Origin of the sequence: Sulfitobacter alexandrii (assembly GCF_001886735.1) — a bacterium.
GTDB lineage: Bacteria > Pseudomonadota > Alphaproteobacteria > Rhodobacterales > Rhodobacteraceae > Sulfitobacter > Sulfitobacter alexandrii.
On record NZ_CP018076.1, the window covers coordinates 1,954,213 to 1,977,078 of the forward strand.

The 22,866-nt window shown below is 65.4% G+C and carries 37 protein-coding genes; all 37 read left to right on the top strand.

Features of this window, described 5'->3' with window-relative positions; translation table 11 throughout:
* Nucleotides 1-18 precede the first annotated feature (18 nt).
* The 37 genes from BOO69_RS09555 to BOO69_RS09730 all read left to right on the top strand — a co-directional run bounded on the left by BOO69_RS09555 (nucleotide 19) and on the right by BOO69_RS09730 (nucleotide 22,844).
* Complete coding sequence (locus tag BOO69_RS09555; RefSeq protein ID WP_071971957.1) at nucleotides 19-894, top strand: ParB/RepB/Spo0J family partition protein; 876 nt, start codon at nucleotides 19-21, stop codon at nucleotides 892-894.
* Nucleotides 894-3,017 carry a transposase domain-containing protein gene (locus BOO69_RS09560; RefSeq protein WP_071971958.1) on the top strand — a complete coding sequence of 708 codons (2,124 nt, stop codon included), beginning with the start codon at nucleotides 894-896 and terminating at the stop codon, nucleotides 3,015-3,017. Before BOO69_RS09555 ends, BOO69_RS09560 begins: the two co-directional genes overlap by 1 nt.
* A gap of 67 nt (nucleotides 3,018-3,084) precedes the next feature.
* Nucleotides 3,085-3,828: an AAA family ATPase gene (locus BOO69_RS09565; RefSeq protein WP_071971959.1), complete on the top strand. Its 744-nt coding sequence runs from the start codon at nucleotides 3,085-3,087 to the stop codon at nucleotides 3,826-3,828.
* Nucleotides 3,829-3,869: 41 nt separating this feature from the next.
* Nucleotides 3,870-4,379: a hypothetical protein gene (locus tag BOO69_RS09570; protein ID WP_071971960.1), complete on the top strand. Its 510-nt coding sequence runs from the start codon at nucleotides 3,870-3,872 to the stop codon at nucleotides 4,377-4,379.
* Nucleotides 4,376-4,750 carry a hypothetical protein gene (locus BOO69_RS09575; RefSeq protein ID WP_071971961.1) on the top strand — a complete coding sequence of 125 codons (375 nt, stop codon included), beginning with the start codon at nucleotides 4,376-4,378 and terminating at the stop codon, nucleotides 4,748-4,750. The genes BOO69_RS09570 and BOO69_RS09575 overlap by 4 nt, the downstream gene beginning before the upstream one ends.
* Complete coding sequence (locus BOO69_RS09580) at nucleotides 4,747-5,082, top strand: hypothetical protein (RefSeq protein WP_071971962.1); 336 nt, start codon at nucleotides 4,747-4,749, stop codon at nucleotides 5,080-5,082. Before BOO69_RS09575 ends, BOO69_RS09580 begins: the two co-directional genes overlap by 4 nt.
* On the top strand, nucleotides 5,075-5,290 hold the full coding sequence (locus BOO69_RS09585) for a hypothetical protein (protein WP_071971963.1): 216 nt from the start codon (nucleotides 5,075-5,077) through the stop codon (nucleotides 5,288-5,290). The genes BOO69_RS09580 and BOO69_RS09585 overlap by 8 nt, the downstream gene beginning before the upstream one ends.
* Before the next feature lie 3 nt (nucleotides 5,291-5,293).
* Complete coding sequence (locus BOO69_RS09590; RefSeq protein WP_071971964.1) at nucleotides 5,294-5,944, top strand: DUF3164 family protein; 651 nt, start codon at nucleotides 5,294-5,296, stop codon at nucleotides 5,942-5,944.
* Nucleotides 5,945-5,947: 3 nt separating this feature from the next.
* A complete protein-coding gene (locus BOO69_RS09595; protein WP_071971965.1) occupies nucleotides 5,948-6,187 on the top strand; it encodes a hypothetical protein in 240 nt (79 codons plus the stop codon).
* The gene (locus BOO69_RS09600; RefSeq protein WP_071971966.1) at nucleotides 6,184-6,819 is read left to right on the top strand and encodes an HNH endonuclease signature motif containing protein; all 636 of its coding nucleotides are present in this window, start codon (nucleotides 6,184-6,186) and stop codon (nucleotides 6,817-6,819) included. Before BOO69_RS09595 ends, BOO69_RS09600 begins: the two co-directional genes overlap by 4 nt.
* Nucleotides 6,816-6,995 (top strand): hypothetical protein, encoded by a 180-nt coding sequence (locus BOO69_RS09605; protein ID WP_071971967.1) that lies wholly within the window; start codon nucleotides 6,816-6,818, stop codon nucleotides 6,993-6,995. The genes BOO69_RS09600 and BOO69_RS09605 overlap by 4 nt, the downstream gene beginning before the upstream one ends.
* A complete protein-coding gene (locus BOO69_RS23680; RefSeq protein ID WP_071971968.1) occupies nucleotides 6,995-7,408 on the top strand; it encodes a helix-turn-helix domain-containing protein in 414 nt (137 codons plus the stop codon). Before BOO69_RS09605 ends, BOO69_RS23680 begins: the two co-directional genes overlap by 1 nt.
* On the top strand, nucleotides 7,345-7,848 hold the full coding sequence (locus BOO69_RS09615; RefSeq protein WP_335743916.1) for a gp16 family protein: 504 nt from the start codon (nucleotides 7,345-7,347) through the stop codon (nucleotides 7,846-7,848). The genes BOO69_RS23680 and BOO69_RS09615 overlap by 64 nt, the downstream gene beginning before the upstream one ends.
* Complete coding sequence (locus BOO69_RS09620) at nucleotides 7,848-8,099, top strand: hypothetical protein (protein WP_071971970.1); 252 nt, start codon at nucleotides 7,848-7,850, stop codon at nucleotides 8,097-8,099. The genes BOO69_RS09615 and BOO69_RS09620 overlap by 1 nt, the downstream gene beginning before the upstream one ends.
* On the top strand, nucleotides 8,096-8,521 hold the full coding sequence (locus tag BOO69_RS09625; RefSeq protein ID WP_071971971.1) for a hypothetical protein: 426 nt from the start codon (nucleotides 8,096-8,098) through the stop codon (nucleotides 8,519-8,521). Before BOO69_RS09620 ends, BOO69_RS09625 begins: the two co-directional genes overlap by 4 nt.
* A gap of 124 nt (nucleotides 8,522-8,645) precedes the next feature.
* A complete protein-coding gene (locus tag BOO69_RS09630; RefSeq protein WP_071971972.1) occupies nucleotides 8,646-9,509 on the top strand; it encodes an N-acetylmuramoyl-L-alanine amidase in 864 nt (287 codons plus the stop codon).
* A 27-nt stretch (nucleotides 9,510-9,536) separates the two neighbouring features.
* Complete coding sequence (locus BOO69_RS09635) at nucleotides 9,537-9,746, top strand: hypothetical protein (protein WP_083545492.1); 210 nt, start codon at nucleotides 9,537-9,539, stop codon at nucleotides 9,744-9,746.
* A 3-nt stretch (nucleotides 9,747-9,749) separates the two neighbouring features.
* On the top strand, nucleotides 9,750-10,166 hold the full coding sequence (locus BOO69_RS09640) for a hypothetical protein (RefSeq protein WP_071971973.1): 417 nt from the start codon (nucleotides 9,750-9,752) through the stop codon (nucleotides 10,164-10,166).
* Nucleotides 10,142-10,519, top strand: a complete 378-nt coding sequence (locus BOO69_RS09645; protein WP_071971974.1) for a DUF2730 family protein — start codon at nucleotides 10,142-10,144, stop codon at nucleotides 10,517-10,519. Before BOO69_RS09640 ends, BOO69_RS09645 begins: the two co-directional genes overlap by 25 nt.
* Nucleotides 10,516-10,833, top strand: coding sequence for a VpaChn25_0724 family phage protein (locus BOO69_RS09650; RefSeq protein ID WP_071971975.1), 318 nt, complete (start codon nucleotides 10,516-10,518; stop codon nucleotides 10,831-10,833). Before BOO69_RS09645 ends, BOO69_RS09650 begins: the two co-directional genes overlap by 4 nt.
* A 4-nt stretch (nucleotides 10,834-10,837) precedes the next feature.
* Nucleotides 10,838-11,398 carry a DUF3486 family protein gene (locus BOO69_RS09655; RefSeq protein ID WP_071971976.1) on the top strand — a complete coding sequence of 187 codons (561 nt, stop codon included), beginning with the start codon at nucleotides 10,838-10,840 and terminating at the stop codon, nucleotides 11,396-11,398.
* Nucleotides 11,395-13,050 carry a hypothetical protein gene (locus tag BOO69_RS09660; RefSeq protein ID WP_071971977.1) on the top strand — a complete coding sequence of 552 codons (1,656 nt, stop codon included), beginning with the start codon at nucleotides 11,395-11,397 and terminating at the stop codon, nucleotides 13,048-13,050. Before BOO69_RS09655 ends, BOO69_RS09660 begins: the two co-directional genes overlap by 4 nt.
* Entirely contained in the window at nucleotides 13,044-13,337 is a 294-nt protein-coding gene (locus BOO69_RS09665; RefSeq protein ID WP_071971978.1) for a ubiquitination-like system serine protease family protein, read from the top strand. Before BOO69_RS09660 ends, BOO69_RS09665 begins: the two co-directional genes overlap by 7 nt.
* Complete coding sequence (locus BOO69_RS23020; RefSeq protein WP_156874904.1) at nucleotides 13,337-13,477, top strand: hypothetical protein; 141 nt, start codon at nucleotides 13,337-13,339, stop codon at nucleotides 13,475-13,477. The genes BOO69_RS09665 and BOO69_RS23020 overlap by 1 nt, the downstream gene beginning before the upstream one ends.
* Nucleotides 13,474-13,815, top strand: a complete 342-nt coding sequence (locus BOO69_RS09670; RefSeq protein WP_071971979.1) for a DUF7694 domain-containing protein — start codon at nucleotides 13,474-13,476, stop codon at nucleotides 13,813-13,815. Before BOO69_RS23020 ends, BOO69_RS09670 begins: the two co-directional genes overlap by 4 nt.
* Entirely contained in the window at nucleotides 13,815-14,018 is a 204-nt protein-coding gene (locus tag BOO69_RS09675) for a hypothetical protein (RefSeq protein ID WP_071971980.1), read from the top strand. Before BOO69_RS09670 ends, BOO69_RS09675 begins: the two co-directional genes overlap by 1 nt.
* 9 nt (nucleotides 14,019-14,027) lie before the next feature.
* The gene (locus tag BOO69_RS09680) at nucleotides 14,028-15,578 is read left to right on the top strand and encodes a DUF935 domain-containing protein (RefSeq protein WP_071971981.1); all 1,551 of its coding nucleotides are present in this window, start codon (nucleotides 14,028-14,030) and stop codon (nucleotides 15,576-15,578) included.
* Between the two features lies 1 nt (nucleotide 15,579).
* Entirely contained in the window at nucleotides 15,580-16,956 is a 1,377-nt protein-coding gene (locus BOO69_RS09685) for a phage head morphogenesis protein (protein WP_071971982.1), read from the top strand.
* 318 nt (nucleotides 16,957-17,274) lie between these two features.
* Entirely contained in the window at nucleotides 17,275-18,342 is a 1,068-nt protein-coding gene (locus BOO69_RS09690) for a phage protease (RefSeq protein WP_071971983.1), read from the top strand.
* Nucleotides 18,343-18,345: 3 nt separating this feature from the next.
* The gene (locus tag BOO69_RS09695) at nucleotides 18,346-18,735 is read left to right on the top strand and encodes a hypothetical protein (protein ID WP_071971984.1); all 390 of its coding nucleotides are present in this window, start codon (nucleotides 18,346-18,348) and stop codon (nucleotides 18,733-18,735) included.
* A gap of 15 nt (nucleotides 18,736-18,750) precedes the next feature.
* The gene (locus BOO69_RS09700) at nucleotides 18,751-19,644 is read left to right on the top strand and encodes a Mu-like prophage major head subunit gpT family protein (RefSeq protein WP_071971985.1); all 894 of its coding nucleotides are present in this window, start codon (nucleotides 18,751-18,753) and stop codon (nucleotides 19,642-19,644) included.
* A gap of 72 nt (nucleotides 19,645-19,716) precedes the next feature.
* Nucleotides 19,717-19,998: a hypothetical protein gene (locus tag BOO69_RS09705; RefSeq protein WP_071971986.1), complete on the top strand. Its 282-nt coding sequence runs from the start codon at nucleotides 19,717-19,719 to the stop codon at nucleotides 19,996-19,998.
* Nucleotides 19,999-20,139: 141 nt separating this feature from the next.
* Entirely contained in the window at nucleotides 20,140-20,571 is a 432-nt protein-coding gene (locus BOO69_RS09710; protein ID WP_071971987.1) for a gp436 family protein, read from the top strand.
* Nucleotides 20,571-21,068, top strand: coding sequence for a phage virion morphogenesis protein (locus BOO69_RS09715; RefSeq protein WP_083545494.1), 498 nt, complete (start codon nucleotides 20,571-20,573; stop codon nucleotides 21,066-21,068). Before BOO69_RS09710 ends, BOO69_RS09715 begins: the two co-directional genes overlap by 1 nt.
* Nucleotides 21,065-21,523: a phage tail terminator protein gene (locus tag BOO69_RS09720; RefSeq protein WP_071971988.1), complete on the top strand. Its 459-nt coding sequence runs from the start codon at nucleotides 21,065-21,067 to the stop codon at nucleotides 21,521-21,523. Before BOO69_RS09715 ends, BOO69_RS09720 begins: the two co-directional genes overlap by 4 nt.
* A gap of 11 nt (nucleotides 21,524-21,534) precedes the next feature.
* On the top strand, nucleotides 21,535-22,467 hold the full coding sequence (locus BOO69_RS09725) for a phage tail tube protein (protein ID WP_071971989.1): 933 nt from the start codon (nucleotides 21,535-21,537) through the stop codon (nucleotides 22,465-22,467).
* 11 nt (nucleotides 22,468-22,478) lie between these two features.
* Nucleotides 22,479-22,844: a hypothetical protein gene (locus tag BOO69_RS09730; RefSeq protein WP_071971990.1), complete on the top strand. Its 366-nt coding sequence runs from the start codon at nucleotides 22,479-22,481 to the stop codon at nucleotides 22,842-22,844.
* The last annotated feature ends 22 nt before the right edge of the window (nucleotides 22,845-22,866 follow it).

Consider the following 22,866-nt stretch of genomic DNA (forward strand, 5'->3'; position numbering starts at 1 on the left):
CCTTGCGGGGGGCGCAGCATGACTACCCCGACAAAACAGAAGATCACCCACCTGCCCCCTGACGCGATCCAGGTCGAGGAACGGCTGCGGGGCGTTTCCGCAGCGGCGGTCGACACGCTGGTCTGTTCGATCCGCGAGTTGGGCCTGCTGCACCCATTGCAGGTCCAGAAGATCAAGGGCGGCTACCGCCTGCTGGACGGGATGCACCGGCTGACAGCCGCGCGCAAGCTGGGCCTGAGCGAGGTCCCTGTCAGCGTCTTCACCTGCAGCAACCACCAGGCTATGAAGATCGAGGTCGAGGGCAACCTTGCCGGCGCGCCCCTGAACCCCCTCGACATGGGGCTTTTCCTGGCCGCGCAGAAGCGGCTGTACGAGGAAGAGCATCCCGAGACCAGAAACGGTGCAAAGGGCCTGAACGCTATCAACGGCGTCCAGACGGACAAAATGTCCATCTGGAGTTTCGCCGCCAACGCAGCAGACGTTCTGGGCAAGAACGAGCGGTCCATTCGCCGCCTGATCAAGGCCGCAACGGACCTCGCGCCCGATGAGATCGCCATGCTGCGCCGTGCGGAGCGCCGGGTGCAACTGAACGACCTCGAATTTCTCGGAAAGCTTGGCGACGCCGGAGACCGCCGCGCGATCTGCGAGGCCCTGTCGCAGGGCACGGCGAAGAATGCCCGCGCCGCGCTGCGCGCGCAGGGGGTGCAGCCCGGCGCTGCGGTCAAGACCAAGGCGGATCAGGACAGCGGCAAGCTGGCTGAAACCTGGGCGCGGGCATCGAAGGCGGCACGCCGCCAGTTCGTGCGCGACCATGCCGTGCCCTTGCGGGAACTGCTGGATCAACTCGACGCCCCCGGCGGCGAGATCGTTTCCTTCGAGAGCCGGAGGAGCTGATGCCGCGCGCCGAACCTGAACAGATCTGGTGGACTGCCGACGAGCTTGTCGCGGCACGCCTGCCCGAATTGCCCGGCACCGCCCGTGCGATCAATCTCCGCGCCTACCAGATGGGGTGGCGTGACATTCCAGGTGGCGCGCGGATCAAGCGCGGCCGGGGCGGTGGTTGGCAATATCACTGGAGCCTGTTGCCGCGGGCAGCACAGCTCGCGCTGCTGATGCAGGACGTCGACAAGGTCAAGGCAAAACCCGACCGGGGCGCAGCCTGGGCCGCCTTCGACAGGCTGCCCCAGCACGTGAAGGACAAGGCAGCCGACCGTCTCCGGACGGTGCAGACCGTCGAGCGACTTGTGAGTGTCGGACTGACACAGGTTGCGGCCGTAGAACAGGCGGCCCAGCTTTGTGGCAACGGCGCGCGCACCATCTACAACTGGCTCGAGATGATCGAAGGTGTTCGGGTCGATGACCGGCTTGCCTATCTGGCGCCCCGGCACCGCATGGCCAAGCGCGAGGCCCCCACCGACAGCTCGGTCGAGCCCTTCATGGAGTTTCTCAAGAGCCTCTATCTGCGCATCGCGGCCCAGACCTTTCGCCAATGCCACCGCGTGGCCCTCAAGGAGGCCAAGCGGCAGGGCTGGGCGGTGTTGAAGGAGCGGACCGCCTACCGCCGGATCGAGCGCGAGGTGCCGCATGTCACGCGGGTGTTCGCGCGGGAGGGGATTGCGGGGCTCGAGAAGTGCTTTCCCGCCCAGATCAGGGACCGCTCCGGTCTCGTCGCACTGGAAGCGGTCAACGCCGACTGCCACAAGATCGACGTCTTCGTCGAGTGGCCGGATGGCAAGATCGACCGTCCCCAGATCGTGGCCTTCCAGGACCTCTATTCCAACAAGATACTGTCCTGGCGGGTCGACCACGATCCGAACAAGGTCATGGTGATGGCGGCCTTCGGCGAGTTGGTCGAGACCTGGGGCATCCCGCGCCGCTGCCTGTTCGACAACGGACGCGAGTTTGCGAACAAGTGGCTGACGGGCGGCACGCCGACCCGTTTCCGGTTCAAGGTGCGGGACGATGACCCATTGGGCGTCTTGGCGCTGATGGATGTTGGGGTCACCTGGGCGCGGCCGGCAAGCGGGCAATCGAAGCCCATCGAGCGGGGCTTCGGCGATCTGGCCAACGACATCGCGAAGGACGTGAGGTTCCACGGTGCCTATGTCGGGAAGAACCCCCAGGCCAAGCCCGAGAACTACCGGTCCCGCGCCATACCGCTCGAGACCTTCCTCTCCGTCCTCGACGAGGGGATTGCCGAGCACAACGCCCGCGAGGGTCGGCTGACGGACAATGCGGCGGGCCGGTCGTTCGACCGGACCTTCGCTGAAAGCTACGCCGACGCGCCCATCCGCAAGGCCACCGAGGAGCAGCGGCGGCTCTGGATGATGGCGCAGCAGGTCGGCAAGCTGAACGCGCTCAACGGCCAGCTTCGGCTGTTCGGTAACTACTATCACTCCGACTGGATGTCCCAACATCCCGGCATGAAGGTGGTTGCCCGGTTCGATCCGGATGCGCTGCACGAGGGCATGTCGATCTATGCGCCGGACGGTGCCTATCTCGGCTTTGCGGAGTGTCGTCAGAAGGTCGGGTTCTTCAGCCTCCTGGACGCACGCCGCACCGCGAAACGCAAGGCGCGCATCCAGCGCGCGGAGCGCGAACTCGCGAAGGCGGTCGCCCCCCTTTCCCCCTCCGAGCTGGCGGACCGGCTGAGCGCATCGGCCGCTCCGGCCCCCGGCGATGCCCTGACGAGCAAGGTGGTGGCGCCGGAATTCCGGCAGGCCACCGATCGCCCGGCACATCGGCGGGCAACCTACACCCCGGCGGAAGCGCCCGAGATCGACGCGGCGCGCGATGCGCTGATCATGCAGTTCCCCGGCAAACAGCCCGCACCGACGACGTCCGGCGAGGGGCCGTCGGATCGCTTCTGGCGCGCCCGGGACCTGCTCGATCGGTCAGATCGAGGCCAGGCTATCGGTGCCGCCGAGGCGCGCTGGGTGAAGGAGTACGTGGAGACCGCCGAGTACCAGGGCCTCGCCCTGATGTTCGAGCTGCATGGCAAGGACGGGGTCGGCTGACCCCCAAAAAGAGTTGCCGCCGCACGGGTGCGACCATGCGACGGCGATTGAGCAGAGTGGAGAGAAGATGACACATCGAAAGAACACCGGCAACAGTATCAAACCGCTGCGCAACGTCGCGGCGCTGGCAACGCTCATCAAGCGGGTCGAAGGCCGCGCCTTCGGCCTGCCCGGCATGGCGGCATTTTACGGTCCCACGGGCCTCGGCAAGACCTTTGCGGGCGCCTATGCCGCCGCCAATCTCGACGCGATTCACATCACGGTCCAGAAGATGTGGACCAAGAAGACCCTCCTCACCGCCATCCTGCGGGAGCTGTCGATCGTCCGCCGGCCCACCATGGCCGAAATGATGGACCAGGTGAACGAAGGGCTGGCCATTGCGGGCCGGACCCTGCTGATCGACGAGGCCGACTACGCGGTCGATCGCGGGATGATCGAGATCATCCGGGACATGCATGACGGCTCGAGCATGCCGGTGATCCTGATCGGGATGGAATTGCTGCCGCAGAAGCTGCGCCGGTGGGAATTGGTCGACGGCCGGATGCTGGCCTGGACGGCGGCCGAGCCGGCAGATTTTCGGGATGCCCGGATGCTGGCGGAGTTCTACGCGCCGGATATCGAACTCGACGACGCACTGATCGAGCGGATCGTCCAGGTCAACAAGGGGTCGGTCCGGCGGATCAGTGTCGATCTTGCCTACGTCAAGGAGCAGAGCCGGCTGCAGGGCGCCGACGCCATGACGCTGGACCAATGGGGAGACGCGCCGTTTCTGCGCGGCGAGGCTCCCGCACCCCGGGAGGGTCTGCTGTGAGCTTGCCTGTTTATACCCCCTCAAACGACCGTGAGAAGGCCATGTGGACCTTCATGCTGTCCCGGGCCCGCTTTACCAATGCGGAGGTGGATGCGGCATGCGGCGTGTCTGAATGGGCCCGGCAGAACTTCACCCGCAAGCTCCGCCGCGAAGGCATCCTGCGCGATGCCGGACGGCAGGGCCCGACGCCCTACTTCACGGTGCTCGACCCGACGCAGGCGCAGGCCTTCGTCTCGCGCCGCCGTCAGACCGGTGACGGGGCGATCTGGGCCGCGATGCGCACCCTGAAGATGTTCACGCCCGACGAGATCGCCCTGGCCATCGGCGTAGGTGACGGCTTGCCGAACGAAGACGCGATCCGCAGCTATGTCTCCCTTCTTCGGGAAGCCGGATACCTGTCGGTGATCCAGAAGGCCCGCCCCGGTGTTCGCGCGGCCCGCTACCGGTTGGTGCGCGATACCGGTCCCCTGCCCCCGAAACGGCAACGAAAAACAGTCCTGATCGACGGCAACGAAGAGCGCGTCGTCCATGTCGCGGGAGAGTTCCTATGAGCCCGAGAATGGATATGGCGCAAGAGTGCTGGGGTGTCCTGCCCGACTGGGTCGAGGCCTTGGTCAATGCCTGCGACGCGGACGGGTCATCCCAGAACAAGGTGGCACGGCGGCTGAAGTTTTCCGCAACCGTGATCAGCCAGGTCCTGCGCAACGAGTACAAGGGCAGCCTCGGCAACATCGAAAGACGCGTGAGGGCCATCTATGCACCGGGCACTGTCCAGTGCCCCGCGCTCGGCCCGATCAGCAGCGAGGACTGCCTCACCTGGCAGGATGACGCCGGCGAACTGCGGTCCTCAGCACCGATGACGGTCCGCATGTTCCGGGCCTGCCGCAAGTGCCCACGATACAACGGGGAGCCCGACACATGAGCAAACATTACGCGTCCATCGTGAAACTGGCGAAGGCACGGGTGCGCCCGGTGCAGATTGCCCAGCAACTCGGTATTCATCCAAACGGCGTCTACGAGGCCATCCGCAAGGCCCGCGCGCATGGCGAGAAAATCGAAACCTTTGCCAGGACACGTGAGACTAGCAACTCGACCGACGCGGTATCCCCGGTCACGCCCCGCAACATCCTGATCCCGATGCGGCTGCACAGCCTGCTGGAACAGGGCGCGGCCGAGCATGGCATGACGACGTCTGAATACGGGCAGCGCCTGCTTGAGAAAGCTCTCCTGGGAACGGTGGTGCGCCATGACTGAAGACGCTCGCTTCAAACCCGAGGAGCTGCTGCGCCTTGCGGGCAGCGGTGTCGCCAAGGTGGACCTGATGGGCCCGCGCGGCACGACGCTTTGCACGATGGACGAGATCGAGGCCATGGCGCTGCTGATCGCTGTCAGTGGTCTCTTGCCGGGGCGGCCGACGGACCCGTCCCGTCAACCCCGTTTTGTTGAAACCGAAAGGACCTGAAACATGACCAACTTCACCCCCGCACCGATCCCGGATGGCCGCAAGGATATCGAAGGTCGTACCTACATGGGCGACGGCAAGGGCGGCTGGCAGCCGATCGAGACGATCAAGGCGCAGCACCTGCTTGAGGACGAAACCGTGCGCAAGATCGTCGGGTACGCAAAGGCGCTATCCGGCCAGGTAGCCCGGTTCAAGGAACACACGTTCGATGACATCGGCGCGTTCGAGGCCATTCTCGCCCAGGAGTACGATGCCAAGCTCGGAGGCAAGAAAGGCAATGCCACCCTGATGACGGTGGATGGCCTCTACAAGGTGACCGTCTCTGTGGCGGACCGGATCGTGTTCGGTCCGGAACTGCAGACGGCAAAGGCGATCTTCGACGAGTGCCTCAACGAGTGGTCGGCCGATGCGCGGGCGGAACTGCGCGGCCTCGTGACGGACGCCTTCAACACCGACAAGGAAGGGACGGTGAACAAGGCGCTGATCTTTGTCCTCCTGCGCCGTGAAAGCGACGATCCGCGGTGGAAGCGGGGCCAGGACGCGATCCGCGACGCCATGCGGGTCGTGGGCTCGAAGACCTATCACCGCGCCTACTGTCGCGATAAGCACGATGCGCCGTGGCAGCCGATCACCATCGACCTGGCGAAGGCTTGACCCATGAAGAACCGGCTGACCGACCTCAACAACCACCTCTTTGCTCAACTCGAACGGCTGTCCGAGGAAGACATGGACCTCGAGCAGATCGAGAAGGAGGTGAAACGCGCCGATGCAATGGTGTCGCTTGCGGACAAGATCACGGCGAACGGCGAGCTGGCCCTGAAGGCCGCGAAGCTCTACGCCGAACACGGTGACAAGGTGCTGAAGCACCTTCCCCAGATTTCCGGTCCGCAGGAATGAAGGGCCGGCGGATCACATACAGCGAAGCCGAGCTGGTGTTCATCGAGGCGCTGCACCAACTGCCGCGCCGCGATCTGCATGCGGCGTTCGTGAAGTGGTCCGGCCGGAGCGATGTCAGCCAGGCGAACCTGACCGCGCTTTGCAAGCGCAAGGGCTGGCTGACGGGACGAACCGGGCAGTTCGTGCCTGGTCAGGTTCCCCCCAACAAGGGCCGGAAGATGCCCTTCAACCCGAACAGCGCGAAAACCCAGTTCAAGAAAGGGGCCCGTCCCCACACGTTCCGGGGGGCGGGGCACGAGCGGATCGACGCAAAGGACGGCTACGTCATTATGATCGTGGACGAGCCGAACCCGTGGACCGGCGCAGCGACCCGGCCCGTCCAGAAGCACCGCTGGCTTTGGGAGAAGGTGAACGGACCGGTGCCAGAGGGCATGTGCCTCAAGTGCCTCGACGGCGACAAGACCAACACCGATCCTTCCAACTGGGAGGCTATTCCCAGAGCCATGCTTCCTCGGCTGAACGGCCGCTTCGGGCGTGGGTACGATGTCGCATCCGCCGAGCTGAAGCCGACGATCCTCGCAACCGCAAAGCTCGAGCACGCCGTCAGGAACCGTCGGAGGGACGAAGAATGAGCATCCTCGCATACAGCCTCGCCGTGATCGCCCAGCTCTTCTCCCTCTGGCTTGCCGTGGGTGCCGGGGGAGCGATCAGAGATGGAAATCGAGAATATGCGCAGATCGGTTGCTACGGTGCGTTGTTGAGCGCAGGTGCTGCGGCCTGTCTCTACATCTTGGCGGGGGATATCTGATGGGTATCGACCGTCTCGACAAACCGTGCGCCGCCCCTGTCCCGACCGCCCTCACGGTCGAAGAAATCACTGTTGCCGTCGCCGATCATTTCGGGATCTCGGTCGATGTATTGACCGGACCGGGCCGAGGGCGGGTAGACACAAGCCGGCGCGCCGTTGCCTACCGTCTTTGCGCTGAGTTCACCGAAACCTCGCTTTTGCAAATAGGTCGATCCTTCGGCGGCCGTGACCACACGTCTGTTCAGTGCGGGCTGGCCAAACCGCTTGATCTGATCCACGAGGCCGCACTCGATTGCCTGCGTACTGCCTTCAGCCATCGCACCGACCATGCCCGCGAGGTAGTCGCACGATGGCCTTTCAAATCGCGTCGAAAGCCCATCAAACCGATGTTCTTCCGCAGGTACACGGCATGACGCGGGCTCTCCAACAACAGATCCACGTGGCCTGTCGTCAGCTGGCCATCGACAGCGATGCGCGACGCGACCTCCAGCTCGCTGTCTGTGGCAAGGCCTCCATGCGCGACATGACCGAAACCGATCTGCGCGCCGTCCTCGATCGGCTGAAGGCGAGCGGTTTCAAGCCGCAAAGCGGCAAGCGCCGTCCCTCCGCCCCTCGCGCGGACTTGCGCCTCATTCACGTACTCTGGCGCAAGCTCGGCGAGGCGGGCGAGTTGGAGCGGCCGGGCCGCGCGGGCCTCAACGCCTTCATCCGCACGCGCTTCGGCGATGCATGGGCATCGGTCCCGGCCGACGTCGATATGCTGCGCGATCCCGGGCAGATCGAGGCTGTCATCGCCGCGCTGCGCGCCTGGGGCAAGCGTACCGGCATCGACTTCGACTGGCGGGGCCGCTGATGAGCCGCGATCGGGATATCGTGACGGATCACGCCGTTCTGCGGTATCTCGAGCGTGTCTACGGCGTCGATGTTAACGCCTTGCGCCGCCGGATCGAGCTGATGACCCGGGAGGGGCGCGGCGTCGGCGCAAAAGCCCAAGTGCACGACGGCGTCCGCTACGTGTTCGCGGAAGGACGCGTGGTGACAGTCCACGGATGCAACGGCGAAATGTCGAACCGTGCTCGGCGGTGGAAGGCACGGCGCAAATGACCTGGCATGCCGGCCTCCTGGACGAACTGGAACGGGATCTCGGTCTTGCGGCGCGCCTGCGCGTGCTGGCGAACGCCGGCGGCCAGCGCCGCTACATCCCCAAGGCGGAACACGTCGAATTGTCGAAACTGGCGAGCGAACTCGGCCTGGACATCTGCATTTGGCTCGCGGGACGTTGCGGCGGTGAGGAGGTTCACTTCCCGTCCCAGCGTGGCTCCGACGCCGAAGAGAGGGCGTCGCGCCTGCGGGCCACCGTACTGGATGCGGGCTTGACCGATCCTGCGAGATCGGCAAACGATATCGCGGCGGAATTCGGGGTGACGGTCCGGCGCGTCCGCCAACTCCGCGCCGAGCTGCGTGGCGACCTGGACATCGACACCGACAGGTCCGTCAACTCCCTCCCCCTCTTCAATCGAAGCTAACCCCTGAACTCCTTCACCGTGAGCGCGTGATTTCGCGGGTGCTATCTGGTTGACCATGGCACTGGCGCAGCGCGCCGAATAACCGCAGCGGCTGGCAGAAGCCGTGAGGGAGATGGAGCATGTAATGAAATTCCGCAATCACATCGCCCAGGATATCGGCTTCAGCCGCGCTCAGAACATCGGCGGCAAGATCACTCCGACCATCGTGGTGCTCCATGATACCGCAGGTCGCCTGACCAAATTCAACTCGGCCAATTACCTGCTCAGCGCACCCAGCGGCGTTTCCGTGCATTTCGTTGTCGAGCGCGACGGCACCGTGACCCAGCAGGTCCCCACGAACCGCCGGGCCGGCCATGCCGGAACGTCCGAATATCACGGCCGCCGTGGGTGCAACAATTTCTCCATCGGGATCGAGATCGTGAACCCCGGCCGCATGACCGATGCGGGTCAAGGGAAGGCGCGCGCCTGGTACAAGCAGACCTTCGATATCGTGGAGCATGATATCTGGTTCGCGCAGTCGAAAGAGCACGGCACCGGCTGGTGGATGGATTACACCGAGGAGCAGATCGATGCGGTCGAGGAGTTGCTCGTCGCACTCTTCGCCTACATTCCGACACTCGAGGACATCGTCACCCACTGGTATGTCTCGCCTGGTCGCAAGGTGGACACGAACCCCCTGTTTCCCCTCGACAGCATCAAGGCACGGGTGCTCGGCCGGGATGACGTCCAGGGCGCAAAAGCCGATGACGCCTCGGATCCCATGGAGGATGCGGGGGAGTTCGTCGAGATCGACGTCAACGGCGACACACTCAATATGCGGCGTTGGCCGTCGTTCAATCCGAACGTCATCACCGCGATCCCCGATGGCGTGATCGTGCCCGTGATCCGTGCCGGTATCTTTGCTGACCGCAGTTGGATCAAGGTGCGCTACGGCGAACAGGAAGGCTGGGTTGTTGCGCGCTACACCGCGCCCATCGTCCACGCCTGAGCTCTCAACACAGGAAAGGAAAGCACCATGTTGACCGATACCAAATCTCCCTTTGCGTCACGCGCCGTCTGGGGCGGGGTTACCGCCGTTGTCGGTTCGGGCCTCGGCCTGCTCGGCTACACGATCTCGCCCGCTGACGCACAGGCGTTGCCAGTGTTGCTGTCCAGTGTCGCGGCCGGCGTCGGTGGTATCGTGGCGATCGTCGGCCGGGTGCGCGCGTCGAAGAAAATCCGCTGATCGATGCTTACCCCCCTCGTCAGGCGGACCCGCGGGTTCCTGTTCGCTGATCCGGTCCGGCTGATCGAGCTCTTCTCGGCGCTCAACCTGCTCTCCTGGGCGCAGCTGCTCGCCCGCCAACCGGAACTGCTGCTGCGCGACAGCTATTCCGGGTTCAGCCACCTCGGAGCACTTAACTGGGCGGCGCTCGTGGCGCTGATCGCGGGCGCGCAGCTCGTCCCGGTCCTGCTTCGGTTGAGACATGGGCAGACCATGCGCTTCCTCGCCATGTGTTGCGCAGCGGGCGTCTGGCTGGTGATTGCGTTGAGCTTCATGTCGGCGGGCGTATCGACGACGGCAACCGCCAATTACCAGCTGTTGTCACTGATCTGTATGGCGTCGGGGGTCTATCTCGGATGGAACTCATCGCGGAATTCCTGAAAGGGGCCTTCGCCCGCGAGGATCTGTGGGGGTTGTTTGCCGCCGCAGCTCTAATCGCGCTCGGCCTCTACCTGCGTTTCAATTCGAGCGGCAAGAGCGAGGAAACCGGTGGGGCAACGGGTTCGAAGTTCGAGAGCGTGGCGGAGCGCATGGACACCTTCGACAAGCGCCTGGCACGCGTCGAAAGCGACATAGAGCATCTGCCCACGCGAGAAGAGTTCCACGAGATGGAGCTGACCGTGGCGCGCCTCGACCAGCGGGTCATGGCGATCGACCGAAACACCGAAAGCACCAGCCGGGCCGTGGGCCGGATCGAGGACTTTCTGATCTCAATGAAGGGGAAAGGCGGATGAGCGGGAACGTGTTCGAGGGGTACAGCGATCATTTCGACGCGGAGGTGCGGCTGGTGATCCTGAAAGCCCTGGCCGATGAGCCGGCGAAGGCCATGAGCGACAGCCTGATCATGGTGGTCCTGAAGGAGTTCGCGGTGCGGCGCAGCCGCGAATACCTTCATACGCAGCTGGACTGGCTGGAAAGACAGGCGGGCGCGGTGCGTCTGCGAAAGGCCGGCACCGCGATCATCGCCCATCTGACCGAACGCGGCCAGGAACATCTTGACCGCGACGGCATGATCGTCGGGATCAAACAACCCTCTCTGCCGAGGTGACCGGATGGCACGCCAAGGACGCGGACGTCTCTCGTCGATCGATCTTCTGCCAGAGGCAGCGGACCCGGTCGTTGCCTGGGCTTTCCAGGAACTGAAGGACCGGGACCGCCTGCAGAAGGACATCCATGCCGAATTCAACGAACGCCTGGCGGTGCTGGGCCTCGGGCCGATCTCCATGTCAGCCTTCAACCGGCATTCGATCAACATCGCTCGGATCAGTCGGCGGCATGAGGAAGTGCGGCAGATGACGGCCGCGCTGACCGAACGGTTGGACCCTGACCAGACTGACGACGTGACCATCATGGCCGCCGAAACGATCAAGACGCTGATCTTCGAGCTGCTCAACGGTGGCGCCGACATGTCGCCCAAGGACGCGATGGAGTTGGCGCGCGCGCTGCAATCCGCCGTGAACGCGCAACGCGTGCCGATCGAACGCAAGCGTGCCCAGCTTGCTGCCTTCGCCAACCAGGTTGATGGCGCCCTCGAGAAGGTCGCGACCGAGACCGGCATGGGTTCGGATCGCATCGCGGAGCTGCGGCGCGAATTCCTCGGTCTGCGGGAATGACCGGGAGCGATCCGGAACGGGTGGCCGGTGCGCCGGTCCTCGCGCGGGATCCGGCCGCCCTGCCCGACCAGCTGACACGCGGCGCGGACATCCCCGAGGATCTCGACCCCTTCGCCGATGGCATCCTGATGCTCCACCAGAAGGAATGGCTCGAGGACAAGAGCGATCTGAAGCTTGCCGAGAAAGGCCGCAGGACGGGGATCACCTTCGCCGAGGCCCTGGACGATACCCTGATCGCCGCCGCCAGCCGGACAGCCGGCGGCAGCAACGTGTTCTACATCGGCGACACGAAAGACAAGGGACGGGAGTTCATCGGCTACGTGGCGCATTTCGCGAAGGTTATCGCCGGTGAGCTGCACCAGATCGAGGAGTTCCTTTTCAAGGATGAACGCGCCGACGGCACCTCGAAAGACATCTCGGCCTTCAGGATCAACTTCGCAAGCGGCTACCGGGTGGAAGCCCTGTCCTCGAACCCGGCGAACATCCGCGGCCTTCAGGGCGTGGTGGTGATCGACGAGGCCGCCTTCCACCGCGATGTGCGCGAGGTCATTGACGCCGTGAACGCCCTGCTGATCTGGGGCGGGAAGGTCCGCGTGATCTCGACCCACAACGGCGTGCTGAACCCGTTCAACGAGCTGATCCGGGAGGCGAAGGCCAAGAAGAACCCTTTCGCGGTGCATTTCATGCCATTCTCGAAGGCCGTTGAAAACGGTCTTTACAGGCGTGTCTGCAGGATGAAGGGGCTGACCTGGTCACAGGAAGCCGAGGACGAGTGGGAAGCACTGATCCGCGGCTCCTACGGCGCCCGCACCGCCGCCATGCGCCAGGAGCTCGACGCGATCCCCGCCGAAGCGGAAGGCGCCGCTCTCACCCGGGTGCAGATCGAAAAGCGGATGGTCGCGGGCATCCCCTTCAAGCGCTGGGTGCGCGACGATCATTTCCGCAATGCGCCGGACCACGTGCGTCTTGCCGATGCACTCGACTGGTGCGAGACCCAGCTGCGCCCGATCCTCGAGGGCCTCAATCCGGACCGCCGTCATTACATGGGCGAGGACTTCGCGCGGTCCGGTGACGCGACGGATATCGTCATCCTCGAAGAAGGCCTGGACCTCGTCCGGCGCCAGAAGCTGATCGTCGAGCTGCGCAACATACCCTTCGATCAGCAGCGCGATATCCTGTTCTATGTCTGTGACCGCATTCCCCGCTTTGCGGGCGGCGCGATGGACAAGACCGGCAACGGTGCCTACCTGGCGGAGAAGGCCGTTCAACGGTACGGCGAGACCGTCGTCGAGGTCAGCTTCAGCGTGGAGTGGTACCGCCAGGAGATGCCCGCCTACATCGAAGCCTTCGCCGATGGCACCATCGAGCTCTGCGAGCACCCGGACGTCCTCCAGGACCATCAATCCCTCCAGTACGTCGATGGCGTGATCCGTGTCCCGCGCGACTTCCGCTTCAAGGGCTCTGACGGCTATGACCGCCATGGCGACAGTGCCGTCGCTTCGGCCCTTGCCTGGTACGCGACCAGCCTCGAGGTCGAGGAGTTCGGCTACCAGGGTGCGGAAACCGTGGACAGGTTTCGGCCCCACGGGGGCGGCGTTGACTTGGATCTCGGCGATGAGCCGATGGGGCGGTTCGGGAGGGGCGCATGGTGAGGGCGATCCAGTTCATCGATCTGACGGACATGCGCAGGATGAGGATCGCCGGATCCTTCCATCTGCGCGCGCGCGAACAGGCGGGCCTTTTCGAGATGCATTACCTTTGCCCCTGCGGCTGTGGTCATGAAGGCCGTCTGCTGATCGGCAACGGACATAAGCCGGGCGGCAAGCGAGCGAGCTGGAAGTGGAATGGCTCGAAGACCGAACCAACTCTGCTGCCGTCGGTGCATCACCAGGGACACTGGCACGGCTGGTTGACCGACGGCTACTGGGAGACGGTGTGATGAGCCTCTGGGACGCGATCTGCATCCACGCCTGCTATCACCTGTGGAACCCCGTCGGACTGATCCTGCGGGACGAATGGGTCGAGACCGTCTGGCGGGAATTCGGGGTGGAATACCCTGGCTGGAGAGCGCTGCGATGATCGGGCCGGTGCATGAACACGGGGATCGGGCCTTCCGCCGGTTCGAGGCCTACGGGTTCGAGGTTACCGTCGACGTGGCGCTCGGCCGTCTTGGTGTCGCGCACGACGGCACCATCACCTGGGACCAGCTGCAGGAAATCAAGAACCTCGCATGGGGCACCGATGCTTGTGCGATCGAGGTCTACCCGGCGGGTGGCAACGTTGTGAACAGCCGGAACATGCGGCACCTCTGGCGCCTGGGCGAGACCGATTTCTGCCCCGACCTTCTGGGTGCAGATCAGGCCCACGACAGCCTGCAGTCGCGCTACGAGCGCGCCTGGGCGGAGGCGCGACGCTGATGTACTGGCGCTGGCAGAACGGCGATACCACTCCAGACGCAGCAACCTACCCCACGCAGGAGCAGGCGCGAGAGGCGGCCTGCAAGTCTCTGGGCCGGATCGGCAACGCCGCCTGGGAACGCATGGATGCCGACAAGCGGGAAGTCATCTGGCGGCTGTTGGAACGGGCCGGGTGCCGGATCGTCTTCGCAGCGGAGCAATAGGAGCGAAACATGGGATTGATCGACATCAACGGCGCGCCGCTGAAGCCGCCCGCCAAGGCAGACCTGGTCGAGGAAACCGGCGGGCCAACCATGGGCGGGGTGCGCCAGATCCAGTCCGGACATCCGGCGGACGGCCTTACCCCGTACCGTCTCGGCGCTCTTCTGCGTGAGGCCGAGACCGGCGACGCCACGGCCTATCTCGAGCTTGCCGAGCAGATGGAAGAGAAGGACCTCCACTACGCGGCGGTCCTCGGCGTGCGCAAGCGTGCGATCCGCCGGCTCCAGATCGTGGTCGAGGCGGGCGCCGAGGATGACGGGTCCGAACGGGCGGCCGAGCTGGTCAGGGCCACGATGAACTCGGCCGCGATCATGGATGACCTTGTCGACATGCTCGACGCCCTGGGCAAGGGCTATTCGGCGACGGAGATCATGTGGAACGTCACCACGAAGCCCTGGACCATCTCCCGGCTGGAGCATCGCGATCCTCGCTGGTTCCGTTTCGACCAGGTGGATGGACGCACACCGCTCCTTCGCGACGAGGACGGCGACCTTCCCCTGCCCGCCTATCGGTACGTCTTCCACTGTGCCCGGTTGAAGTCGGGACTGCCGATCCGTTCCGGTCTCGCCCGGCTTGCCGCCTGGGCCTACGTGTTCAAGAACTACACGCTGAAGGACTGGGCCGTGTTCATGGAGGCCTATGGCCATCCCCTGCGCATCGGCAAGCACGGCAACACCGCGACGGCCGAAGAGCGCGCGAAGCTCTTGAACGCGGTCCGCCGACTGGGCGTCGACATGGCGGCGATCATGCCGAAGTCGATGGAGGTCGAGATCGTCAACGGCAACGTGACCGGCGCCGACAAGATGTTCGAAGGCTCGGCACGGTACTGGGACGAGCAGCTCTCCAAGGCCATCCTCGGCCAGGTGTCCACCACCGATGCCATCGCAGGCGGGCATGCCGTCGGCAAGGTGCACAACCTGGTGCGCGAAGACATTCGCGATGCCGACGCCATGCAGCTGGCATCGACACTCGCGCGGGACCTGGCGCTTCCCCTCACGGTCCTCAACTTCGGCGACGCGGCAACCCCACCGCGCATCCGGTTCGAGGCCGAAGAGGAGCGCGATCCGCGGATGACCCTGCTCGCGATCAAGACGTTTGGCCCCATGGGTCTCAAGATCTCCGAGAAGCAGGTCCGCGACCTCTATGGTCTGCGCGAGCCCGAGGAAGGAGAAACGATCCTGAGCTTCCCGGCCCGGGATACCGGCGCCACACCCGATGTCCCTCCCGACAACCGGATCGCGGCCATGAAGGTGCACACGGCCCAGGGCGAGATCGCAGCACTTGCGGACCGGCTGATCGACAGCGGAACGGCGCAGGACGGGATGGACATGCTGCTCGGCGGACTTCTGGATGCGATCGACAGCGCAGGCTCCCTCGAAGACATCCGCGATATCCTCGCCACGGCGGCCGACGGCGCGCCAGACGAGACCCTGCGCGATCTCCTGGCAAAGCTGAGCCTGAACGCCCGACTTGCGGGTGAGGTCGGCGCGGAGCTCGATTGACATGGCCGAGATCGAGCTGCAGCCGCTGGCACCACGGGAAGCGCTGGAGTTCTTCCGGTCGAAGGGCTTCGCGCCCCAACTGCAGCGCTTCGACTACCGCGATTTCTGGCGCGAGGAACACGCCCGCGGCTTCGTCGTCGCCAAGGCCATGCGCGACGACGTCCTTGCGGAGATCCGGAGCGCGGTGGACGCCGGGCTTGCTGAGGGCACTACCCTTCAGCAGTTTCAGCGGGACCTGGCGCCACGGCTCAGGGCGATGGGCTGGTGGGGCAAGGGGATCGAGCGCGATCCGGTGACCGGCGAACTCACGGAAGTCGAGCTTGGCTCGATGCGCCGGCTGAAGGTGATCTTCGACACGAACCTGCGCACCGCCTACGCGGCGGGCCAATGGGCAAGGCTGCAACGCACGAAGGCGTTTCTGCCCTACCTCGAGTATCGACAGGTCGACCGGGAGACCAAGCGCGAGGAGCATGAACCTTTCGACGGTCTGATCCTGCCGATCGATCATCCGCTCTGGGGGCGCATATTCCCGCCGAACGGATGGTTCTGCGCCTGCTACGTGCGGCCCATGAACGACCGCATGCTGGAGCGGGAAGGCAAGCGCCTGACTACCGACGAGGAGATCGCAGATCTCGAGGCCTCTCCCTGGACCAATCCGCGCACGGGAGAAACAGGCCAGCTGCTCGACGGGCTTGATCCGTCCTTCGCCTCCAATCCGGGCCAGGCCTGGCTGGAGATTGACGATCGGCACGCGGCAAGCGCGCTCGACCTGCCGCCGACCCATGTCGCCGCCGATCGGGGCTACGTGAAGGAACTGGCAGCGCTGAGGCTGCGCGACCCGCGCAACGCGGCCCTGGTCTACGCGCTCGACGCGCCGCCCGAGGACCCACCCGCCGGCCTGACGAGGACCTCGGCAGATGACGGGCAGCCTGCCCCTCTCTCGGAAGACATGCGCGCCCTCCTTGACGGCCCCGGTGGACGCAACGTGCTGATCCGGGCGGAGGGAACGTCGGCCCCGTTCCGCGTCGATGACGTCACGAAGCTGCTGGCGTCCCCTGCCCTCGACCAGGTGGCGCTGGTCTATCCGGACGGTTCGATCTTCCGGATCGGTCGGGCATCGGAGGCGCAAGCCGACCTTGCTGCCCGGTTCGCGTATCTCGACCGCCGGGCGCAGGATGTTGCCGCCGCGTGGCCCGGCCGGGAAACCCTGAGCAGTCTCGAATTGACGCTGGTTGCGCGGCACGCGTTGTTGCGCGCGCTGGCCGAACGCGGCACCCTGAGCTACGCTGCGGCACCGAGTGGCAGGATCGCAAGGTTGCTGGGTCCCGCGGTCGACTTGATCCCGCTCATGGGCGGTCTCATCGACCAGGTGATCTGAGGGGTCGGATGCGCCACACCCCCTCAAATTCCAAGACCCGCAAAAAATCGCCTCTCAGGGCCATCTCTGCAATTCGTGGGGGTCGGGCCGAAAAATCTCGAGCCGTCAATCCTAGGGTATTTAAATGGTATTCGAATGGCCTCCTAATCCGAGGTCTGCGGCGCGATCTGCACCTGACGCGTCAGAGCGCTTGATTTCGGGCCGGATCGCCCCCAATCTGGCCCGGCGCCGGCCACCCGACGGCAAGGCCGACTTCGCACCTCCCCCCTGAAGACCTTCACCGTGGGCTGTGGCCGGCGCACCGCATAATTTCGCGGCATGACCACGAAACGCACCTTCACCTGCACCGCCGAAATCCTGCCGCTCACCGGCGAGGCGCTGCCCGGCCGGATCGAGCTGATGCCGCTCGGTCCCATCCGGCTGCAGGACCGCCGCGGCGAAGTCGGCCGCGTGACCGATGCGGCTGGCCTGATCGCTCGCACCATGGCGGCCGCGAAGGGTGGGATGCTTCCCATCGACTTCGCGCACGGGATGGATGGCCAGGGCAATCGTGATGGACGTGCCGCGGGCTGGATCACCTCGCTGGAGGTGAGTGGCCAGCGGATCGTCGCCTCCGTCGAATGGACGCCTGCGGGAGAAGAGGCCCTGCGCGGCCGGCACTTCCGGTTCATCTCTCCCACCTTCACCGTTCCCGAGGGCCAGTCCGAGGTCGGCCGCATCCTGCGTGCCGGGCTCACCAACGACCCCGCCCTTCCCGAACTCGCACTCGTCGCATCACAACAGGAGAACGACCTGATGCCCCAATGGCTGAAACAGCTCGCCGCCAAACTCGGCATGCCCGAGGAGACGGACGAAGCCAAAGTCCTCGCCGCCGCCGAAAGCGCCATCGACCAGGCGGAGCACGCCGCCGGGATCGTGACCGCCGCCGGCCTCACCGGTGAGCTCACCGAGACCGCCGCAACCGCGATCGCGGCGAAGATCACGGCTGCGCCCGAGGGCGGCGCCGATCCCGACCCTTCGAAGTTCGTGCCCATGTCCGCTTTCCAGGAGCTGAGCGCGAAGTTCACGACCCTGACGGCGTCGGTGAACGAAGATCGCGCCGGCGCGGTGGTCACGGCCGCCATGGAAGCCGGCAAGGTCACACCCGGACTGGAGGACTGGGCGCGCAAGTATGCCGCGTCGGACCTTGCCGGGTTCAAGACCTGGCTGGCCAGCGCCCCTGTCGTCGTCGACGGCAAGTCCGTCACCCCGAAAGGCGCTCCCGAGAACGCCGATCACCTGACGGCCGACGAGCGCGCGGTGATCGCCGCAACCGGCGTCTCCGAGGAGGCCTTCCTCGCCCAGAAACAGGGCAAGCCGCTTGTCCCCGCAAAGAAGGATGCCTGATCGATGGCGAACCTGACCAAGAACCGCACCACGGCCGAGCTCGCCTCCGGCGGCAAGCAGCTCTCCGACCCTGTCGCGGCCGACACGAAGATCTTTCTCGGCGCGATGGTCGGTCTCGATGCCGCGGGCAACGCGGTGCCGGCCGCGCCCGCCACGCCGGTCATGCGCGGGGTCGCGAGTGCCGAGGCTGACAACACGGACGGCGCGGCTGGCGCGATCGCGGCGTCAACCAAGCGCGGCACGTTCCTGTTCAACCAGACCGGGCTCGACCGTACCGACATCGGCTCGGACGTCTACGTGGCCGACGACAACACTGTCGCCGCCACGGGCACCCTGGTCGCTGGCAAGCTCATCCAGATCGAGGCGGCCGGCGCCTGGGTCGAAATCCTCTGACGCAAGGAACCTGACATGGACCTCAACAGCGCAAGTCTTGCCGCCCTGAACCTCGCGTTCACCACGGCCTTCAACACCACCCTCTTCGGCGGGGAGACCACCTACAACCGCATCGCGATGACGGTGAACTCGACAACACGCACCCAAAGCTATCCCAAGCTGTCGGAAATCCCCGGCATGCGTGAATGGATCGGCGACCGGGTGATCAACCGCTTCCAGATCGACGGCTTCCAGATCACGAACCGCAAGTTCGAGAACACGATTGCCGTCAGCGTCGACGACATCAAGGACGACCAGGTCGGCATGTACGCCACGCTGGCCTCGGACTTCGGCCAGACCGCGCGCGAGCTGCCCGATGACCTGGTCTGGGAGAAGCTGGCGGAAGGTTTTACCGAGACCCACTACGACGGGCAGTTCTTCTTCGATACCGACCATCCGGTGGAAGACGAGAATGGCGTAGAGCAGTCGGTCTCCAACCTGACCGCCGGCGCGGGCGCGGCCTGGTACCTGATCGACACCAGCCGCGTGATCAAGCCGCTGATCTTCCAGGATCGCGAACGGCCGATGTTCACGGCCATGACCAACCTCACGGACGCGAATGTCGCTTACCAGGACGAATACCAGTGGCTCGCCAAGCGGCGCTGTGCTGCCGGCTTCGGCGCCTGGCAGACCATCCATGCCTCGAAGGCCGCCCTGACACCGGCGAACTATGCCGCCGCGCGCCGGGCGATGCTGGAAATGCGCGGGCACCGGGGCCGCAAGCTGAACCTGCGCCCGAAATTGCTGGTGGTCGGCCCGAGCAACGAGGGCGCGGCCCGCGAAATCCTGCTCAACGAGCGCGACGCCGCCGGCGCCACCAACACCTGGCGCAACACGGCAGAGCTGCACGTGGAAACCCGCCTCAGCTGAGGCGACGGGTCGATTGCCTGAGCGGTCCGGCCGGACCGGACCGCTTTATTCAACCGATCAAGGAGACGGAAGATGGACACTCGCGAAGAGCTCGAAGCCCGGGCGGAAGCCCTTGGCCTCAAGGTGCCTGGCAACATCGGCGATGAAAAGCTCGCCAAGCGCATCCGGGAGGCCGAAGCCGCCGCCGATGAAGGCGGTCCTACGGTGACGGTGATCTGTGCCGTGCCGGGCGGTCGCAGGCGCGCCGGTCGCCGTTGGGATGGGGGCGAGACCCGGGTTCCCGAAGATGAATTCACGGAGGAGATGGCGAAGGCCCTCGCCCGTGACCCGATGTTCCAGGTCGTCGAGGCCTGAGCCGACATACCCCGCGAGAGAGGGGGTCTGATCCGGGCCGCAAGTCCGTCAGCACCCATAGACCGCCCCGACACGGGCGCAGGGGACCTTCGAAGGTAGGCGCTGAAGCGCGCCCCCGGATGTCGCAAGAGGAAGAGAGCCGTGACCTACGCAACCGTCGACGACCTGAAGCAGACGATCCCGAACCGGGATCTCGCCCTGCTGACCGACTTCGACGGCGCCGGGGACACGGTGGACGACAGCCGCCTCGAGGCTGCGCTGCGCGACGGCACCGCGGAGGTGAACGGGATGATCTCCAAGGTGGTCGCCCTGCCCCTCGACAACCCGCCAGACATGCTGCGGGTAGCCTGCCGCGACATCGCGATCCACAGGCTCTACGCCAACGCCGGCCGCGTCACCGAAACCCAGCAGAAACTGCGCGATGCGGCGATGAGCTATCTGCGGATGATCCGCGACGGCAAGGTGTCGATCGGGGACAGCGAGGGAGGCGCCGAAGTCGAGGCCTCCGAAGGTGCGATGACGATCGAAGGGCCCGAGCGGGTCTTCACCCGAGACAGCCTGAGGCGCTTCTGATGGCTGTCACGCTGACCATGAGCCTCGAGCTCGCGGGGGTCAAATCCGTGCTGAGCTTCTATCGCCAGGCAGGGGAAGACCTGACGCCCCTCATGGAGATGTGCGGCGCCCTTCTCGAGACATCGACGAAGGACCGGCTGCGCGAGACCAACACGGCACCCGACGGCGCCGCCTGGCCCAAATCCTTCCGTGCCGAACTCGACGGCGGCAAGACGCTGCACGACAGCGGCAGGCTGGCCAACAGCATCCAGTACCTTGCCGGCCCCGCCCAGGTGGAAGTCGGAACCAACGTGATCTACGCCGGTATCCACCAGACCGGCGGCACCATCGTGCCGAAGGCCGGGGGTGCGCTGGCCTTCGGCTTGCCCAACGGCGAGTTCGCCGTTGTCGGCAGCGTCACCCTCCCGGCACGCCCCTACCTGGGGATTTCCGATCTCGACCGTGACGACATCGAGGCGGCGGCCGTCCAGTATCTCGACGCCGCGGTGCCACGATGAGCCTCCGTCCCGGCATCCTCGACATTGCTTCCGTGGCAGCGGCAATCCGGACGGCCTTGCCCGACCTGCGCGCTGTCGGCACCGCCGCTTCCTTCGGTGCGCTGTCCGCCGAGACCGTGGCATGGCCCTCGGCCTACGTGATCCCCCTGGCCGAAAGCCCTGGCGCGAACCGGTACCAGACCGAGTACCTCCTGAGCCAGCGCGTCCTGGCGCGCTTCGGCGTGGTCTGGGCGGTCCGCGATATCGGAGACCGGATGGGGACCGTGGCCAACGGCGCGATCCGCGCGGTGCGCACGGCCGGCATCATCGCGGTCTGCCAGCACCGGCCCGAAGACGCCGAGACCGCCTGTGAGCCGGTCTCCGGTCGGCTTGTCAGCGGCATCGACCGAAACGGCCAGTTGTTCTGGCAGGACGATTTCGCCGTCGCACTCAACCGCCACATTCCCATCAGCTGAGGAGCCCGAACATGGCCAGCTACAAATCCCGCCTCATCCGCCTGCTCTCCGGCACACGTACGGTGGTCGCCGGCATCCCCGCCTACGACACTGCCACCGAAATGCTCGTCAAGGACCTGACCACCCGGCGGATCGAAGGCGACTACCAGGCGCAGGACTTCGTCACCGGCTTCGAGGGTGCGCAGGGCGACCGGCTCTTCAACGAGAGCATGGGGCTCGACTTCATGATCGACGCGGCCCTGCCTGACGCCGGGAGCGCCCCCCTCTACGGTGAGCTGCTGAAGGCAACCGGGCTCGTGGAAACCATCGTGGCCGACACTTCCGCAAGCTACGCGTTGCAGCCTGAAGGTTCGGCCAAGCCCGAGATCGCGCTCCAGTATCTCGATGCCCAGTCGATGCAGGTCACCGAAAAGGTGCGCGGTGGCCTCACCTTTACCGCCGAGACGCGCCGGCCGCCGATGTTCGGGTTCAAGTTCATGGGCGAGCTCTTCGATGGTCAGCCAACCGTGGCCGCCACACCGGACTTCTCCATCTGGCCTGATGCGCCGGAATGCTCGCCGCGCAACATGAGCGCCTTCACGGTTGATGGCACGGAACTTTGCGTCCAGAGCTTCACCTTCACCGACGGACGCACGCCACGCCGCGGTCGCTTCATGAACTGCGATGAGACCGACATCACCGAACGAAATGTCACTGGCCGGATGGTGGTCGAGATGCCGCCGGCCGCAACCATCGACCTTCTGGCGCTTGCACGGTCCGGCGCGAAGCAGCCGCTGGTCTGGCAACTGGGCACGGGCGCCGGAAACGTGCTCCGCGTCGCCGCCCCGGCCGTCCAGCTGAAATACGCCGGCGAGCAGAACATCGACGGCACCATCGGCTTGGCGCTCGACCTCGTCTTTTGCCACGACCAGGGCGACGACGAGTTCGCCATCACCTTCAGCTGAGGAGCCGCCCCATGAGCTTTCTGTTCGTCGAAAACCATCCCTTCGAATGGCCTGTGAAGATCTGCGTCCCGACCGGGGGATCGTTCAAGGAGATCGTGATCACCGGGATCTTCGAGGCCATGGACGACGCCGATTTCTACGGAACCGGCGACGACCTCTCGAGCCGCGGCGCCATGATCGAGTTCGAGATCACCCGGCTGATGCAGGTCTTCAAGGGCTGGAAGACCGGCGACGTCCTGGACAAGGCGCAGCAACCGATCGAGCCCACGCCGGAAGCCATCCGCCGCTTCCTCGGCAACCGCCCTGCCCGGCTCGCGGTCACCGACGCCTACACGGAAGCCATGACGCCCTCGAAGGGATACCGCGCAAAAAACTGAGGGCCGCTGCGCGACTGATCTG

Bases quoted from the DNA above. Each gene is read 5' to 3' on its own strand.
- BOO69_RS09555 (WP_071971957.1), top strand. From the start codon at position 19: ATGACTACCCCGACAAAACAGAAGATCACCCACCTGCCCCCTGACGCG.
- BOO69_RS09560 (WP_071971958.1), top strand. From the start codon at position 894: ATGCCGCGCGCCGAACCTGAACAGATCTGGTGGACTGCCGACGAGCTT.
- BOO69_RS09565 (WP_071971959.1), top strand. From the start codon at position 3,085: ATGACACATCGAAAGAACACCGGCAACAGTATCAAACCGCTGCGCAAC.
- BOO69_RS09570 (WP_071971960.1), top strand. From the start codon at position 3,870: ATGTGGACCTTCATGCTGTCCCGGGCCCGCTTTACCAATGCGGAGGTG.
- BOO69_RS09575 (WP_071971961.1), top strand. From the start codon at position 4,376: ATGAGCCCGAGAATGGATATGGCGCAAGAGTGCTGGGGTGTCCTGCCC.
- BOO69_RS09580 (WP_071971962.1), top strand. From the start codon at position 4,747: ATGAGCAAACATTACGCGTCCATCGTGAAACTGGCGAAGGCACGGGTG.
- BOO69_RS09585 (WP_071971963.1), top strand. From the start codon at position 5,075: ATGACTGAAGACGCTCGCTTCAAACCCGAGGAGCTGCTGCGCCTTGCG.
- BOO69_RS09590 (WP_071971964.1), top strand. From the start codon at position 5,294: ATGACCAACTTCACCCCCGCACCGATCCCGGATGGCCGCAAGGATATC.
- BOO69_RS09595 (WP_071971965.1), top strand. From the start codon at position 5,948: ATGAAGAACCGGCTGACCGACCTCAACAACCACCTCTTTGCTCAACTC.
- BOO69_RS09600 (WP_071971966.1), top strand. From the start codon at position 6,184: ATGAAGGGCCGGCGGATCACATACAGCGAAGCCGAGCTGGTGTTCATC.
- BOO69_RS09605 (WP_071971967.1), top strand. From the start codon at position 6,816: ATGAGCATCCTCGCATACAGCCTCGCCGTGATCGCCCAGCTCTTCTCC.
- BOO69_RS23680 (WP_071971968.1), top strand. From the start codon at position 6,995: ATGGGTATCGACCGTCTCGACAAACCGTGCGCCGCCCCTGTCCCGACC.
- BOO69_RS09615 (WP_335743916.1), top strand. From the start codon at position 7,345: ATGGCCTTTCAAATCGCGTCGAAAGCCCATCAAACCGATGTTCTTCCG.
- BOO69_RS09620 (WP_071971970.1), top strand. From the start codon at position 7,848: ATGAGCCGCGATCGGGATATCGTGACGGATCACGCCGTTCTGCGGTAT.
- BOO69_RS09625 (WP_071971971.1), top strand. From the start codon at position 8,096: ATGACCTGGCATGCCGGCCTCCTGGACGAACTGGAACGGGATCTCGGT.
- BOO69_RS09630 (WP_071971972.1), top strand. From the start codon at position 8,646: ATGAAATTCCGCAATCACATCGCCCAGGATATCGGCTTCAGCCGCGCT.
- BOO69_RS09635 (WP_083545492.1), top strand. From the start codon at position 9,537: ATGTTGACCGATACCAAATCTCCCTTTGCGTCACGCGCCGTCTGGGGC.
- BOO69_RS09640 (WP_071971973.1), top strand. From the start codon at position 9,750: ATGCTTACCCCCCTCGTCAGGCGGACCCGCGGGTTCCTGTTCGCTGAT.
- BOO69_RS09645 (WP_071971974.1), top strand. From the start codon at position 10,142: ATGGAACTCATCGCGGAATTCCTGAAAGGGGCCTTCGCCCGCGAGGAT.
- BOO69_RS09650 (WP_071971975.1), top strand. From the start codon at position 10,516: ATGAGCGGGAACGTGTTCGAGGGGTACAGCGATCATTTCGACGCGGAG.
- BOO69_RS09655 (WP_071971976.1), top strand. From the start codon at position 10,838: ATGGCACGCCAAGGACGCGGACGTCTCTCGTCGATCGATCTTCTGCCA.
- BOO69_RS09660 (WP_071971977.1), top strand. From the start codon at position 11,395: ATGACCGGGAGCGATCCGGAACGGGTGGCCGGTGCGCCGGTCCTCGCG.
- BOO69_RS09665 (WP_071971978.1), top strand. From the start codon at position 13,044: ATGGTGAGGGCGATCCAGTTCATCGATCTGACGGACATGCGCAGGATG.
- BOO69_RS23020 (WP_156874904.1), top strand. From the start codon at position 13,337: ATGAGCCTCTGGGACGCGATCTGCATCCACGCCTGCTATCACCTGTGG.
- BOO69_RS09670 (WP_071971979.1), top strand. From the start codon at position 13,474: ATGATCGGGCCGGTGCATGAACACGGGGATCGGGCCTTCCGCCGGTTC.
- BOO69_RS09675 (WP_071971980.1), top strand. From the start codon at position 13,815: ATGTACTGGCGCTGGCAGAACGGCGATACCACTCCAGACGCAGCAACC.
- BOO69_RS09680 (WP_071971981.1), top strand. From the start codon at position 14,028: ATGGGATTGATCGACATCAACGGCGCGCCGCTGAAGCCGCCCGCCAAG.
- BOO69_RS09685 (WP_071971982.1), top strand. From the start codon at position 15,580: ATGGCCGAGATCGAGCTGCAGCCGCTGGCACCACGGGAAGCGCTGGAG.
- BOO69_RS09690 (WP_071971983.1), top strand. From the start codon at position 17,275: ATGACCACGAAACGCACCTTCACCTGCACCGCCGAAATCCTGCCGCTC.
- BOO69_RS09695 (WP_071971984.1), top strand. From the start codon at position 18,346: ATGGCGAACCTGACCAAGAACCGCACCACGGCCGAGCTCGCCTCCGGC.
- BOO69_RS09700 (WP_071971985.1), top strand. From the start codon at position 18,751: ATGGACCTCAACAGCGCAAGTCTTGCCGCCCTGAACCTCGCGTTCACC.
- BOO69_RS09705 (WP_071971986.1), top strand. From the start codon at position 19,717: ATGGACACTCGCGAAGAGCTCGAAGCCCGGGCGGAAGCCCTTGGCCTC.
- BOO69_RS09715 (WP_083545494.1), top strand. From the start codon at position 20,571: ATGGCTGTCACGCTGACCATGAGCCTCGAGCTCGCGGGGGTCAAATCC.
- BOO69_RS09720 (WP_071971988.1), top strand. From the start codon at position 21,065: ATGAGCCTCCGTCCCGGCATCCTCGACATTGCTTCCGTGGCAGCGGCA.
- BOO69_RS09725 (WP_071971989.1), top strand. From the start codon at position 21,535: ATGGCCAGCTACAAATCCCGCCTCATCCGCCTGCTCTCCGGCACACGT.
- BOO69_RS09730 (WP_071971990.1), top strand. From the start codon at position 22,479: ATGAGCTTTCTGTTCGTCGAAAACCATCCCTTCGAATGGCCTGTGAAG.